Origin of the sequence: Erythrobacter sp. F6033 (assembly GCF_023016005.1) — a bacterium.
In the GTDB taxonomy this organism is placed as follows: domain Bacteria; phylum Pseudomonadota; class Alphaproteobacteria; order Sphingomonadales; family Sphingomonadaceae; genus Erythrobacter.
In genome coordinates, this window is the sequence record NZ_JALKAZ010000001.1 from 207,899 (window position 1) to 221,051 (window position 13,153).

Below are 13,153 nucleotides of genomic sequence, written 5' to 3' on the forward strand. Positions count from 1 at the left end.
GGGTCACCCCAGCCATGACGGTCGCCGACCGCGCAGATTTGCATTCCATTCTGCGTACGACATTCGGTTATTCCGGCTTTCGCGGGCGCCAACAGGAAGTGATCGACCGCGTTATGGCAGGTGAGAACACCTGCGCCCTGATGCCGACCGGTGCCGGCAAATCGCTCTGCTATCAAATTCCGGCCCTCGCGCGCTCGGGCACAGCGATTGTCGTGTCCCCACTGATAGCCTTGATGCATGATCAGATCCGTGCAGCGAATGCGGTGGGTATTCGCGCCGCTTCGATGACATCGGCTGATAGCGACAATGCGGCGACCGCTGACGCGCTTCGCAATGGCGAGCTTGACCTGCTTTATGTCGCGCCGGAACGGGCCAATACTGGCGGCTTCCAATCGCTACTGACTGCTGCCGATATCTCGCTTTTCGCGATTGATGAGGCGCATTGTGTTTCTGAATGGGGCCATGATTTCCGCCCGGACTATCGTCAATTGCGTCCAATGTTGGATCGGTTTGAACATGTCCCGCGCCTTGCGCTTACGGCAACAGCGGACGAGACGACGCGCCGCGACATCCTGCTCCAACTCGGCATTCCCGATGACGGATTGATCGTCGCTGGATTTGACCGTCCCAATATCCGCTATGCCATCAGCCCTCAGCAAAACACTGGCAAGCAAATTGCCGAATTCGTAGCCCGCACGCCGGGCGCGGGCATTGTTTATGCCACCAGCCGCGCGGCGACGGAAAAGCTGGCCGAAACCATTGCCGCGACGGGTCGCCCCGCAGGTTATTACCACGCGGGCCTGCCCCCAGAGCAGCGCGCATCCGTGCAGGCTGAATTTGTTCGTTCGGATGATATGGTAATGGTCGCCACGATTGCGTTCGGCATGGGCATCGACAAACCGGACGTCCGCTTTGTCATCCATGCAGGCCTGCCCAAATCGATCGAAGCCTATTATCAGGAGACGGGCCGGGCAGGCCGCGATGGCGACCCTGCCGAGGCGCAGCTTTTCTGGAGCGCGAACGATTTTGCCAAGGCGCGCCAGCGGCTGGACGAGGTCGATCAGGATCGCTTGGCGAGCGAACGTGCTCGGCTCAATTCGCTTGCCGCACTGGTGGAGGCGCCCACATGCCGCCGTGCGATCTTACTAAGGCATTTTGGTGAAAGCCCGGCGCGCGAATGCGGATCGTGCGACAATTGCGAAAACCCGCCGCAAGTTATTGATGTGACAGAGACGGCGCGCAAATTGCTATCGGCGGTTTATCGCACCGGCCAAAGTTATGGGATCGGCCATATCGAAAAAGTCCTGCTTGGCCGCGATGATGATCGGGTGCGCCAACGTGCGCATGATCAGCTGTCCGTCTTCGGTATCCTCGGCGAGGCCGACGCACCGATGCTGCGCCCGGTGATGCGCAATCTGATGGCGCACGAAATGCTGGTTTCGACCGATCATGGCGGGCTGGCGCTGGGCGAAGGCGCGCGCGAAGTGCTGCGCGATGAACGGGCTATCCTGATCGCAGAGCCGCCCAAAAAGGCGCGGCGCGGTCGCAAATCAGGTGAAGCCAATCCGGTCGGCAACCCCTTGTTCGAGGCATTGCGCGCCAAGCGGAAAGACCTTGCCAGCGAGCGCGGCATTCCTGCTTACATCATCTTTCATGACAGCGTCTTGCGCGCGATGGCGCTTGAGCGGCCAACCACCCTGGATGCGCTGGGCAATATCCAAGGCGTGGGCGCGCGTAAGCTGGATACATATGGCGAGGATTTCTGCGCGGTCGTACGCGAATTTGAAGGCTGATTACTGGCGAACGGCGCGGGTGTAATCGATCCTGATCCGGACCCATGACCCAACCTGTGATCGGCCGCCGACACGCGCAGGTCTGACTCGGAATTGCCACGCTGCGGCGAGAACAGCGCGCCCGATCTGGGAACCCCGCGGGCTTTCACCGATCAGCTCGCAATCATCGACATAGAAATCCGGCACGGTCCGGCATGCGATCAAAGCGGTGCTAGGGTTGTCAGCGGTTGAAAGATAACCTGCCAGTTCCTGACGCGTCGGCTCACGATACCAGCGCGCCGCGTATAGCGGTTCTCCATTGGGGGCTGTGCCGACCCTTTGGCTATCGCTGCCACCGCGACTGGTTCCAGTATTCGGCGGACCATATGTGCGCGCAGGCGGCCCGGCGGGTGCGGTGTTTTGAGGAGGGTTGGGCGCAGATGTCGGTTCAGGAGTGATAGGTGGAACCGGTACGGGTTCGTTGGTCAGCGGGTTGGGAACCGGTAGCGGTGTTTCGGGCAAAGGCACCGGTTCCGGTTGCGGCTCCACAGGTGTGGGTTCCAGCGGACTCGGCCTTGCTTCGCTCGGCGCGTCTGGTTGCGCTTCCGGTTCGGTAGTATCCTCAGTGAAATCGGACGCCTCAAGAGTTGTCACTGTTTCGGCCATGTCGGTTTCTTCGCGCCAGTTCCAACCGATCATAAATAGCAGCAGGATCAGCAGCGCTTCGACCAAGATAGCAATCGTCAGGCTGGCAGCGCGTGTTCCAAGCTGTTCACGACGGAACCATGGGGGCCATAACGCCTTTTCATCGACGCCGTTCTCGTCAGGCAGAGGCGAAGCAGTGTCTGCCATGGATTGCGAGAATACTCTTTATCAGGAGGCGTGTTGGCTTGGTAAGCAGAGCGATACTTGCACGGCAATGAACAGCGCGGCAATTATCCGTTCTCACGGCGCGGATTGGGCGGTCTCTAACAGCGCCTCGGACTGTTTGTCTGCTGGCATGGCATCATCAGGTCGGTAACTCGCGCCAATCTTCCGCGCGAGGTCGCGCGTAAGCAGTGCATTCAATGCATTTCCGAGATTGGGATATTTATCACTGAGTTTGCGCAGCGCCTTGCTGTCCCATTCGACAAAGCGCACGCCTCGTGGAGCAATCGTAGTTGCGGTGGTCTTGCGCCTAAGCACGAAGGCGACCTCGCCTACGAAATTGCCTTCGGGCAGACGGAACCGCCGGTCGGCTTTCTCAACCGAGATTGTGCCTTCGAAAATATAGAACAGCGAATCTGACGGTTCCTGTTCGCGGGTCAGGATCACCCCGTCCGCTTCATCCGACGTGCGCCACGCCGCGAGTTTCGCAATGCGGCGGAATTGGCCCGGCGTCAGCGTCTCAAATGCATCGAACAGCGCCTTTTCATCCGGGTCGAGCCGAAATGTCGTCCGCTCCAGCACGATCTGCCCGAGCACAATGATGTTGATGACGATCATCAGCGCGCTGGTGATTATCGCATCCCAAAGTGGAGGATCGGCAGCCAGGTAATAGTAGGCGATATAGATGAAGGTGGAGACGATAATGAGCAGGCGCAGCTTTAACTCGTCACGGATCGCATAAGCGATCAGTAGCAGCGCGGCGCCAATGTGGATCAGCCAGGATGGATCAAATGGCATTGCTGCAAGCCCTTCGTGTGCGGCCAATTACCGCGTGCCGACCATCTGCCTGTAAGACAGAGCTTCTGCAATATGCGTCCGACCGACTTGCTCTGATTCGGCAAGGTCGGCGATGGTTCGCGCTACTCGAAGCATCCGAGTGTATCCGCGCGCAGAAAGGCGCAATTTCTCGGCTGCTTGCATCAAAAGCGTGCGGCCAGCATCATCGGGCGCAGCGAAGCTTTCGAGCGCTTCACCTTCCAATTCCGCATTGGAGCGCACCCCACGCAGACCGCACATCGACCGTGCAGCGGCAACTCGCTGTGCAACATCAACGCTTCCTTCGGCAGCAGGAGGCAGGCCGAGGTCCATCGCGCTCACAGCGGCGACCTCAACATGCAGATCAATTCGGTCGAGCAGTGGGCCGGAAAGCCGCGACTGATATTCTGTCATACAGCGCGGTCCGCGCGCGCAGGTGTGTCCCGGCTCTCCTGCATGGCCGCAGCGACACGGGTTCATCGCCGCAATCAGCTGAACTCGCGCCGGGAAGCTAACATGAGCATTCGCCCGTGCGACATCGACTTTGCCGGTCTCCAGCGGCTGCCGCAGGGAATCGAGCACGGAACGTTGGAATTCGGGCAGTTCGTCAAGAAACAACACGCCCAGATGTGCGAGGCTGACCTCCCCCGGTCTCACCTTCAACCCTCCACCGGTTAGCGCCGCCATGCTGGCGGAATGGTGCGGTGCGCGGAACGGGCGGGCGCGGCTGATCCTGCCCGCGTCCAGCATTCCCGCGACCGATTGCACCATGGATACCTCAAGCGCTTCGGATGGCGAAAGTTCAGGCAATATCCCGGGCAAGCACGATGCAAGCAGGCTTTTGCCTGACCCAGGAGGGCCAACCATCAGAAGGTTGTGCCCGCCCGCAGCTGCGATTTCGAGCGCGCGCTTGGCTGTTTCCTGACCTTTCACCTGTTTGAGATCAGTGACGGGCGGCGCTTCGGCCACATCGCCGCGCGCGGGCTCGTCCAGAACCTGTGTGCCTTTCAAATGACCGAGCAATGCCGAAAGATCGCGAGGCGCAAGCACCGGGACACCACTCGCCCATTTCGCCTCCGCGCCTTGCTCTGCCGGACAGATAAGCCCCGCTTCTGCCTCGCTGGCGTGCAATGCGGCAATCAGCACGCCGGGGCTGGCGACTATCCGGCCATCGAGCGACAATTCACCCACCGCGATCCAATCGCCCAATTGCTCGGCATCGGTGACACCCATCGCCGCAAGCAGTGCCAGCGCAATCGGTAGGTCGTAATGAGATCCGTCCTTCGGCAGATCGGCGGGCGACATATTGATAGTGATCCGTTTCGGGGGCAGCGCAAGCCCCATCGCGGATAGGGCGGCCTGAACCCGCTCCCGGCTCTCGCTCACAGCTTTGTCAGGTAGGCCGACGATCGAGAACCGAGGCAATCCCGATGCCACTTGGCATTGCACTTCGACGCGCCGAGCCTCTAGGCCCAGATAAGCAACCGTGCGCACCAATGCGACCATCTAAAACCCCCGGAGCGCTAGCGGAGCAAGCCGCCGAACAATCATCGCCAACTGCGCGGCAATCCCTAATTGCCCCTAGTCATTGGAATGAAGCGCACATTTACCTTGTTTGAGTGCCGATTGTGCAAGCTTAATAGCGACTTGTCGAGCGGCTAAGCCAGCCTGTTAAAGAAAATCGCAAGTATAAACCTTGGCACTTTTTCAAGCGCTGGCCTCCTAATCAACGCAGCGTGAAGAAGCTCGCTGCCTTGATCGCTCTATTTCAGGTCCTGCTGCTGCCTGCCGCCGCGCAAGCTCAGGACTATGTCGGCGCGCGCACGGTTTCTACGACGAGCTGGGTCGAAGAATGGGATCCGGTGAGTGAAAGCTGGGTGCGTGTTGCGGATGACGTGGACGCTGCAAATGAACCAGTCACGACTATCACAACGCACATCGTCAACGGCCAAGTTGTTTCGGAAACCACAAAGATTGGTGCAGCGCGCTATGCGGTTCCACTACGCGCGCAGCCGGAATCGAAGGCAATTGCGCAGTACGGTCCGTTCCGCGTGATTGATGGCAAACGCGCGGCGGTTGTCGGGACGACTGGTCCGCAATCACCTCTGCATTTTGACGCAATGATGCGTGATTTTCCCCAGCTTGCGGTCCTCGAACTCGTTGACGCTGGTGGTACCAGCCACGACATCGCCAATCTGGAAGTTGGCCGCCGCATTCGTGCAGCGGGCCTGACAACTCATGTTCCCAATGGCGGGTCGGCGCGTTCGGGCGGGGTTGAACTGTTCCTCGCTGGCGAAAAGCGTACAATGGCCGCAGGCGCACAATTTGCGGTGCATTCATGGCTCGACAATTACGGCCGCCAGCCCGCCGATTTCGCACCTGATGCGCCGGCGAATCGCCTGTATCTCAATTACTATGTTGAAATGGGTATGAGCGAAGACCGCGCCCGGAGCTTTTATGCGATGACCAATTCGGTGCCGCATTCCAGCGCGCTTTGGCTGAAAGCAGATGATATGCAGTCATGGATCAAGCCAGAGCATTCGCCGATCATGGCAGTTCAAGCGCAAGTGCGTATGGCGCTGACCGAGCCGCTGCCAACCCCTGAGATTTCAGTCACTCCTGTGACGCTATCCGTGATGATCGAAACTGCCCCTGTGATCGACTATAAGGATGTCACACGTCTTGCGGTGGCGGATACGGCAATTTCGGGAGCTGAAACATCGTGAGATTGCTTGACTCATGCGCGGGGACACCATAGGAGCGCGCGCCTGACCCGGCTGCCTTTGTGGGTGGCCGCTTTTTTATTGGTGAGCGATCAAAGTGCGCACTTCGCACAGGACAGCCCACCGGACCAATTTATCGAGGACGATATGAAGCGGACATTTCAGCCCAGCAATCTAGTGCGCGCCCGTCGGCACGGTTTCTTTGCACGCAAAGCTACTCCGGGTGGCCGCAAGGTGATCCGTGCACGTCGCAAGCGTGGCCGTAAGAGCCTTTCGGCTTAATCGCATTGGCGCCCTCAGGCGCCGGGCGCGGGCCATCCGGCCCACTTGGCTACGCCGCATAAGCGGCGGTGGGCAGTCGCCCTTTGCGGGCTCCCTTGTGGGAGCCCGTTTGCGTTTCTGCTTTCCTTTGAGAGCCGCTAAGCTGCAGTTTCTATGCTTCAAACCCTAACCAAGCGGTCCGATTTTCTCACAGCCAACAAAGGTCTGCGCAATGCGCGGGCGGGGTTCGTGCTGCAAACGCGGCCCAATGGCGGTCAGGGTATGCGGTACGGCATCACCGTGACGAAGAAGATCGGCAATGCCGTGATTCGCAACCGTATGAAACGGCGTTTTCGCGAGTTGTTGCGGGCGAAGTTGCCCGAACTTGGTCTGCCCGATCACGATCATGTGCTGATCGGACGCGCGGGCGGGGTTGAGCGCGACTTTCACACTATGGCCGCCGAATTGGACAAGGCGCTGGAGCGCGCCCGTGAAGGGAAATCCGATCCTGCCCGCGGTCGGCGTCCTCGCAGGGGAAACAAGGGCAGCGGCAGCGGCGGGGGCCAGAAATGAAACGCATTCTGATTCTGATCGCTCGCTTTTGGCAACTCGGCCCATCGCGCATTTTGCCGCCAAGCTGCCGCTATGCGCCAACATGCAGCGACTATGCGATTCAGGCGCTCACCAAATATGGTGCTCTCAAGGGTGGATGGCTGGCATTAAAGCGGCTAGGGCGCTGCCATCCATGGGGCGGTCATGGACATGATCCCGTTCCCTAGTAATATTTAGTGTAGTGTCTATCTAACACACCAACAGAAGAATTGACGGGATTTCACTTTGGACAACCAGCGTAATCTTTTGCTCGCTGTCGCTCTTTCCGCCGTGCTGATTATCGGCTGGGATTTTGCGATGCGGACATTCTATCCTGAGGCGGCATTCTCGTCTCCGGTCGAAGAAGTCGAGCCTACCGCTCAAGCAAGCGCAGGCGGCGCGCCGGGAACGACAACAGTTGCTGGCGACTTGCCTGATGGTGTCACGCCTGTTGCTGGTCCCGTCGATCTGTCCGCGGCGCTGGCTGATCCGAACCGCGTTGTAATCGAAACGCCGAAACTTGCTGGTTCGATCAATCTTGTCGGTGCGCAGATTGATGACATCGTTCTGAAGGATTACCGGCAGTCGGTCGATAAAGACAGCGGCCCCGTCCGCCTGTTTGCGCCAGCCCGCACCGAAGATCAGTATTTCGCGCAGTTCGGCTTTGTTGCCGGGGGCGAACGTATGCCGAGCACGGTCGTCTGGGAAGCAAGCGGTGACAAGCTTACACCGAACACACCGGTTACTCTGACGCATACCGATGAGGCTGGCCTGACATACACAATCGCCCTGTCGATTGACGAAGATTATATGATTTCAGCCGCGCAATCCGTAGCCAACGCTTCGGAGGCGGCTGCGATCGTGCAGCCATTCACGATAATCGACCGCACCAGCAAGAACGCCTCGCCAGACGAGTTTATCGTCCATTCCGGCCCGATCGGGGTATTTGATGACACGCTCCAGGACGGCAACAATTACGAAGAGCTGACCGAGATCGGCCGCGACATGCCTGCGGGCACTGCCGATTGGCTTGGCTTCACAGACCGTTACTGGCTTTCTGCGCTCGTCCCGGGTGAAGGGGAAACCGCAAGCGCAGGCTTCCGCGCGCTCGGCGGCGATCTGTTCCGCACTGGCATTACCTATCAGGCGCAAACCATCCCCGCCGGCGGCAGCTTGACCCAATCGACGCGCCTTTTTGCCGGTGCCAAAAATTCCATCGTCCTCGATAAATACGAAGACAGCGGCATCCGTTCTTTCGGTAATGCGATCTCCTGGGGTTGGTTCGGATTTATCGAAAAGCCGTTTCTGTGGCTCTTGCGCACGCTCAACGGTCTCGTCGGAAACTTTGGTGTCGCGATCATCCTGCTGACAGTCATCGTTCGCGGATTGATGTTCCCGATCGCGCAAAAAGGCTTTGCGAGTATGGCCGCGATGAAGGCCATCCAGCCGAAGATGAAAGCGGTTCAAGAACGCTATAAGGATGACAAGCAACAGCAGCAGCAAGAGATCATGAAGCTGTACAAGCAAGAGGGCGTCAATCCGCTTGCAGGCTGTTTGCCGATCCTGATCCAGATCCCGATCTTCTTCGCGCTGTATAAGGTGCTGATGCTGGCGATTGAGATGCGGCACGAACCGTTCCTCTATATCTCCGATCTGTCGGCGCCTGACCCAGCGACGATCCTGAACCTGTTTGGCTATCTGCCGTTCGAGGTTCCCGGCTTCCTGGGCATTGGTGTGCTTGCCGTGCTGCTTGGTGTGACGATGTGGATCACATTCAAGCTGAACCCCGCAGCGATGGATCCGATGCAGCAGCAAATCTTCAACCTGATGCCGTGGATCCTGATGTTCGTAATGGCTCCATTCGCTGCAGGTCTTCTGCTTTACTGGGTAACGTCGAACATTTTGACGGTCGCGCAGCAAAGCTATCTCTATTCCAAGCACCCCGCGCTGAAAGCGCAGGCGAAAAAGGATAAGGAAGAGATGGCCAAGAAGAAGGCTGCCGAGAAAGAGGCGAAAGGCAAAGCGTGAGCGCGCCCGAGCTAACAGAAGCGGAGATTGAGGAGCGCGCGCAATTGCGCCGCGAGAAGAAGGCCATGCGCCTATTCTCCGGCCGCGTGGATTTTCTACTCTCCGCTCCGCAGCTCAAATTCCTGCCCGATGCGACCGTGCCCGAAATCGCTTTTTGTGGCCGAAGCAATGTCGGCAAAAGCTCGCTGCTCAATGCGCTGGTCGGGCGAAAGAAGATCGCTCGCGCTTCCGTGACGCCGGGGCGGACTCAGGAACTCAACTTTTTCGAAGTTGGCGAACCAACACAGTTCCGGCTAGTCGATATGCCGGGATATGGCTTTGCGAAAGCGCCCGTTTCGGTTGTCGAGAAATGGAAGAAGCTGGTCAGGTCATATCTGCGCGGACGGACCGTGCTCGCGCGCAATCTTGTGCTGGTCGATAGCCGCCACGGCCTGAAACAGGTCGATCTCGACATGATGAAAATGCTCGATGAGGCGGCAGTCGGCTACCGGATCGTGCTGACGAAAACGGATAAGATCAAAGCCAGCCATCTGGACCGTGTGGCACAAGAGGTGGCCGATGAGGCCCGCAAGCACCCCGCCGCCTATCCCGAACTGCATTTGACCAGCAGCGAAAAAGGGATGGGTATCGATGCGCTTCGGGTGGCTTTGATACAGGACGCTCTAGGAGCAGAGTCGCTGGATTAAACGACGCATCTTGTAGGACACACATGACAGATTGTCCTACATGTCACCCGTGGTCTTTCGGGTTTACTATCTGATTTTGCGAGAATTTATGCCTGTAGGACACAGGTGACAACTTGCCAACATTCTGGTTGAAATCAGCACTAACGATGAGAAAGAACGCAGCTTTCCAGTAGCGATCTCAGCCGCAGTAGGAAAACCTCACTCTTTCGCGAAAAGCTGCCCCATATCGGCCAGAGCTTTAAACTCCAGCGCATTGCCCGATGGATCGCGCAGGAACATGGTCGCCTGTTCGCCGGGGCGATCACGGAACCGTATCGTCGGCTCAATTACAAAGTCTGTGCCCGCCGCTTTCAGCTTTTCCGCCAGCGCTTCCCAGTCCTCCATTGGTAGAACCAGACCGAAATGCGGAACCGGCACTCCGTGCCCATCGACATGGTTGCTGGCGGCATCACCTGCTTTGCCCGGCGCAAGGTGCGCGACAATCTGGTGCCCGTGAAAATCGAAGTCGATCCATTCGTCTGAGCTGCGCCCCTCTTTGCATCCCAGCAGATCGCCATAGAAGGCGCGCGCTTTTCCAAGATCATCGACAGGAAAAGCGAGATGGAAGGGCGAAAGCGTCATTTCTTGGGCCTTTTTGCGGTTTCTGGTCCCTAGTAACCCGTTCAGGCTCGACAGCGAAACACTGAATATCTAGGCAGGTCGCACTTTTGCAAGGCCGCTGGTGGAGCAGGCAGAATTATGAAGCTGATTATCGGCAATAAGAACTATTCGAGCTGGTCGCTGCGCGGTTGGCTTGCCCTTAAGCAATCCGGCTTGCACTTTGAAGAAATCATCGTGCCGCTACTGGGCGAGCAATGGGACAAGGCCAAGCAGGAAGGCGATATGCAGCCATCCAGCGGCAAGGTTCCGATCCTGTGGGATGAAGAGAACGTCATCTGGGATAGTCTCGCGATACTGGAATATTGCTCTGACAAAGTGGGCCGTGACCGGTTCTGGCCGAAAGAAGACGGTGCTCGGGGCATGGCGCGGGCGATGGTGGCAGAGATGCATTCTTCCTTCGCATCGCTGCGCACCGACATGCCGATGAATGTCCGCCGCCGGGTGCAATTGCAGAACGTGTCAGATGCCACCAAGGCCGACATTGTCCGCATCCTGCAATTGTGGGCAGAGGCGCGCTCTCGCCATGGCAGCGCGGGACCATTCCTGTTCGGTACATATGGCGCAGCGGATATATTCTTTGCGCCGATCGTTTCGCGCTTCATCACTTACGGTATTGGCGTGCCGGGATTCGCGCAGAGTTATATGGAAGCCATGTGGGAACATGCCTGGACACAGGAATGGATCACCGCGGCAGAGGAAGAACAATGGGTCATCGAACAATACGAAAGCGTTGCAGCGGAGTAATCATCGCTGGCCTGTTGGCGCTGGTGATGGTGATGCCCGCGCCGGCGCATGCTTGGGGTTTCTACGCACACCGGAAAACGGCGGACATTGCCGAGGTGAATGTTTCACCCGCGACGCGCGCAAAGATCGAAGCGCTGATGAAATCAGAGGCGCTGCTCGGCACACCCGAATGCGATCTCGCCACGATACAGGACGCCAGCGTCTGGCCCGATTGCGTGCGCCGCGCGCGCTGGCGCTGGGGCTACACCGCAGCATGGCATTACCGCACCACACCCATCTGCGAGGCGTATAATCCGCGCGCGAATTGCTCGGGCGGGAACTGTGTGACGGCTCAGGTGGAACGCAACCACCGGATCCTTGCCGATGAAAGCCTGCCCGATCACATCCGGCTCGAAGCGCTGGCTTTTATGGTCCACTTTGCGGGCGACGTGCATATGCCGCTGCATTCGGGCGACAAGAATGATCGCGGCGGGAATGACCGCGAGACTGATTATGGCATCGTGCCCAGCCTGAACCTGCATTGGATCTGGGACGGGCCGCTGGCCGAACGTGCGATCAGCGATCCCGCTGATCCGGTCGTGCGCCGTTATTCACCCGCAGAGCGCGGCGATCTGGGCGGCGGCCAAGCGGCGGATTGGGGCCGCGAAAGTTGGAAAATCAGCCGCGATTTCATCTATCCCACCGCATTCGATACCGAGGATGTGTGCGGCGGCGAGCTGCCGATGAAAACCGCGCTGAGCCAAGAGGACATTGCGCTCGGCGTGCCCATTGCAAAGCGCCGCGTACAGCAAGCGGGCGTGCGGATTGCCGATTTGCTTGAAAGCGCCTTTGCACCGGGGCCGCTCCCGCAAGAGGAACGCCGATGAGCAAGGCTCTCGATTATGCCAAGCGCCTGATTTCGGCGCGCAGCATTACGCCTGCGACCGGCGAAGTGTTTGACGAAATGGAAGCGATGCTGACCCCGCTGGGCTTTGCAGTGCACCGCTTCACACGCGGCGAGGGGGAAGTGGGCAGCGACGAGGAAAAAGTCGAAAACCTGTTCGCGATCCGGCGCGGTCCGGCAGGTTCCAACCACTTCGCCTTTGCGGGCCATTTGGACGTCGTCCCACCGGGTGATGGCTGGGAAAGCGATCCGTTCAAACCCGAAGAGCGCGGCGAGCTGCTCTATGGGCGCGGCGCGGTTGATATGAAGGGCTCCATCGCCAGCATGGTCGCGGCGGTCGAACATGTCCCGCAGGATGCCGGCACGATCAGCTTTATCATCACCGGCGATGAAGAAGGCCCCGCGCTTCACGGCACCCGCGCGCTGATCGAGTATATGACCGCAGAGGGCATCCAGCCCGATCTGTGCCTCGTGGGTGAACCAACCAGCGTTCACCAGCTTGGTGATATGATGAAGATCGGTCGGCGCGGCTCGGTCAATATCTGGCTGGAGGTTGAAGGCACACAGGGCCATGTTGCCTACCCGCACCTCGCCGACAATCCGATGCCCAAAATGGTCGCTATTCTGGCGGAGCTTGATGCGCTGATCCTCGATGAAGGCACCGACTGGTTCCAGCCAAGCAACCTCGAAATCACCGAATTCAATGTCGCGAACAAGGCGCATAATGTCATTCCGGCGAAAGCGACGGCGCGCATTTCTATCCGTTTCAATGATACGCATTCGGGAGCAAGCCTTTCCGAAACCGTTACAGCCATCGCCGAAAAGCATGGCGGCACGGCGAGGCCCGTGATCAGCGGAGAGCCGTTTCTGACCGCACCGGGCGCGTTTTCGGACATGCTGGCCAAGGCAATCGAAGACGAGACCGGTATCGCGCCAGAACCGTCGACCACTGGCGGCACGTCCGACGCCCGCTTCCTGCGCAGCGTATGCCCCGTGATCGAGTTTGGCCTTTGCAATGCGACGATGCATAAACGCGACGAGGCTGTGGCCATGCCCGACCTTGATGCGCTAGCCCGTATCTACACCAAAGCTGCGCTGGGGGCGCTGGCGCTCAAAGAATAA

Annotated in this window: 14 protein-coding genes; 10 read left to right on the top strand and 4 right to left on the bottom strand. The window is 58.8% G+C overall.

What is annotated here, in order from left to right:
- The first annotated feature begins 14 nt into the window (after positions 1 to 14).
- On the top strand, positions 15 to 1,793 hold the full coding sequence (recQ, locus tag MWU39_RS01020; RefSeq protein ID WP_247158120.1) for a DNA helicase RecQ: 1,779 nt from the start codon (positions 15 to 17) through the stop codon (positions 1,791 to 1,793).
- On the opposite strand, the gene MWU39_RS01025 is transcribed toward recQ, so the two are convergent.
- The 3 genes from MWU39_RS01025 to MWU39_RS01035 all read right to left on the bottom strand — a co-directional run bounded on the left by MWU39_RS01025 (position 1,794) and on the right by MWU39_RS01035 (position 4,961).
- Positions 1,794 to 2,624, bottom strand: coding sequence for a hypothetical protein (locus MWU39_RS01025; protein ID WP_247158121.1), 831 nt, complete (start codon positions 2,622 to 2,624; stop codon positions 1,794 to 1,796).
- A 93-nt stretch (positions 2,625 to 2,717) separates the two neighbouring features.
- Entirely contained in the window at positions 2,718 to 3,437 is a 720-nt protein-coding gene (locus tag MWU39_RS01030; RefSeq protein WP_247158122.1) for a cyclic nucleotide-binding domain-containing protein, read from the bottom strand.
- Between the two features lie 27 nt (positions 3,438 to 3,464).
- Entirely contained in the window at positions 3,465 to 4,961 is a 1,497-nt protein-coding gene (locus MWU39_RS01035) for a YifB family Mg chelatase-like AAA ATPase (protein ID WP_247158123.1), read from the bottom strand.
- A gap of 230 nt (positions 4,962 to 5,191) precedes the next feature.
- Between MWU39_RS01035 and MWU39_RS01040 the strand changes: the two genes are divergently transcribed.
- The 6 genes from MWU39_RS01040 to yihA all read left to right on the top strand — a co-directional run bounded on the left by MWU39_RS01040 (position 5,192) and on the right by yihA (position 9,744).
- Positions 5,192 to 6,181, top strand: a complete 990-nt coding sequence (locus tag MWU39_RS01040) for an alpha/beta hydrolase (RefSeq protein ID WP_247158124.1) — start codon at positions 5,192 to 5,194, stop codon at positions 6,179 to 6,181.
- A gap of 144 nt (positions 6,182 to 6,325) precedes the next feature.
- Positions 6,326 to 6,460, top strand: coding sequence for a 50S ribosomal protein L34 (rpmH, locus tag MWU39_RS01045; RefSeq protein WP_142787977.1), 135 nt, complete (start codon positions 6,326 to 6,328; stop codon positions 6,458 to 6,460).
- Between the two features lie 153 nt (positions 6,461 to 6,613).
- On the top strand, positions 6,614 to 7,012 hold the full coding sequence (rnpA, locus tag MWU39_RS01050; protein ID WP_247158125.1) for a ribonuclease P protein component: 399 nt from the start codon (positions 6,614 to 6,616) through the stop codon (positions 7,010 to 7,012).
- Complete coding sequence (gene yidD / locus MWU39_RS01055; RefSeq protein ID WP_247158126.1) at positions 7,009 to 7,218, top strand: membrane protein insertion efficiency factor YidD; 210 nt, start codon at positions 7,009 to 7,011, stop codon at positions 7,216 to 7,218. The genes rnpA and yidD overlap by 4 nt, the downstream gene beginning before the upstream one ends.
- Before the next feature lie 58 nt (positions 7,219 to 7,276).
- Complete coding sequence (gene yidC / locus MWU39_RS01060) at positions 7,277 to 9,058, top strand: membrane protein insertase YidC (protein ID WP_247158127.1); 1,782 nt, start codon at positions 7,277 to 7,279, stop codon at positions 9,056 to 9,058.
- Between the two features lie 65 nt (positions 9,059 to 9,123).
- Positions 9,124 to 9,744, top strand: coding sequence for a ribosome biogenesis GTP-binding protein YihA/YsxC (yihA, locus tag MWU39_RS01065; protein WP_247160274.1), 621 nt, complete (start codon positions 9,124 to 9,126; stop codon positions 9,742 to 9,744).
- 198 nt (positions 9,745 to 9,942) lie between these two features.
- On the opposite strand, the gene MWU39_RS01070 is transcribed toward yihA, so the two are convergent.
- Complete coding sequence (locus tag MWU39_RS01070) at positions 9,943 to 10,365, bottom strand: VOC family protein (protein WP_247158128.1); 423 nt, start codon at positions 10,363 to 10,365, stop codon at positions 9,943 to 9,945.
- Between the two features lie 117 nt (positions 10,366 to 10,482).
- On the opposite strand from MWU39_RS01070, the gene MWU39_RS01075 reads away from it, so the two are divergent.
- From MWU39_RS01075 to dapE, 3 genes are read left to right on the top strand one after another with little or no spacing between them, the layout of a single operon-like run.
- Positions 10,483 to 11,148, top strand: a complete 666-nt coding sequence (locus MWU39_RS01075; protein ID WP_247158129.1) for a glutathione S-transferase family protein — start codon at positions 10,483 to 10,485, stop codon at positions 11,146 to 11,148.
- Complete coding sequence (locus MWU39_RS01080) at positions 11,109 to 12,014, top strand: S1/P1 nuclease (RefSeq protein ID WP_247158130.1); 906 nt, start codon at positions 11,109 to 11,111, stop codon at positions 12,012 to 12,014. Before MWU39_RS01075 ends, MWU39_RS01080 begins: the two co-directional genes overlap by 40 nt.
- Positions 12,011 to 13,153 (top strand): succinyl-diaminopimelate desuccinylase, encoded by a 1,143-nt coding sequence (gene dapE / locus MWU39_RS01085; RefSeq protein ID WP_247158131.1) that lies wholly within the window; start codon positions 12,011 to 12,013, stop codon positions 13,151 to 13,153. The genes MWU39_RS01080 and dapE overlap by 4 nt, the downstream gene beginning before the upstream one ends.

What these genes read in the sequence shown, in the direction of transcription:
- recQ (WP_247158120.1), top strand. Translation starts at nt 15, where the DNA reads ATGACGGTCGCCGACCGCGCAGATTTGCATTCCATTCTGCGTACGACA.
- MWU39_RS01025 (WP_247158121.1), bottom strand. Translation starts at nt 2,624, where the DNA reads ATGGCAGACACTGCTTCGCCTCTGCCTGACGAGAACGGCGTCGATGAA.
- MWU39_RS01030 (WP_247158122.1), bottom strand. Translation starts at nt 3,437, where the DNA reads ATGCCATTTGATCCATCCTGGCTGATCCACATTGGCGCCGCGCTGCTA.
- MWU39_RS01035 (WP_247158123.1), bottom strand. Translation starts at nt 4,961, where the DNA reads ATGGTCGCATTGGTGCGCACGGTTGCTTATCTGGGCCTAGAGGCTCGG.
- rpmH (WP_142787977.1), top strand. Translation starts at nt 6,326, where the DNA reads ATGAAGCGGACATTTCAGCCCAGCAATCTAGTGCGCGCCCGTCGGCAC.
- rnpA (WP_247158125.1), top strand. Translation starts at nt 6,614, where the DNA reads ATGCTTCAAACCCTAACCAAGCGGTCCGATTTTCTCACAGCCAACAAA.
- yidD (WP_247158126.1), top strand. Translation starts at nt 7,009, where the DNA reads ATGAAACGCATTCTGATTCTGATCGCTCGCTTTTGGCAACTCGGCCCA.
- yihA (WP_247160274.1), top strand. Translation starts at nt 9,124, where the DNA reads ATGCGCCTATTCTCCGGCCGCGTGGATTTTCTACTCTCCGCTCCGCAG.
- MWU39_RS01070 (WP_247158128.1), bottom strand. Translation starts at nt 10,365, where the DNA reads ATGACGCTTTCGCCCTTCCATCTCGCTTTTCCTGTCGATGATCTTGGA.
- MWU39_RS01075 (WP_247158129.1), top strand. Translation starts at nt 10,483, where the DNA reads ATGAAGCTGATTATCGGCAATAAGAACTATTCGAGCTGGTCGCTGCGC.
- MWU39_RS01080 (WP_247158130.1), top strand. Translation starts at nt 11,109, where the DNA reads ATGGGTCATCGAACAATACGAAAGCGTTGCAGCGGAGTAATCATCGCT.
- dapE (WP_247158131.1), top strand. Translation starts at nt 12,011, where the DNA reads ATGAGCAAGGCTCTCGATTATGCCAAGCGCCTGATTTCGGCGCGCAGC.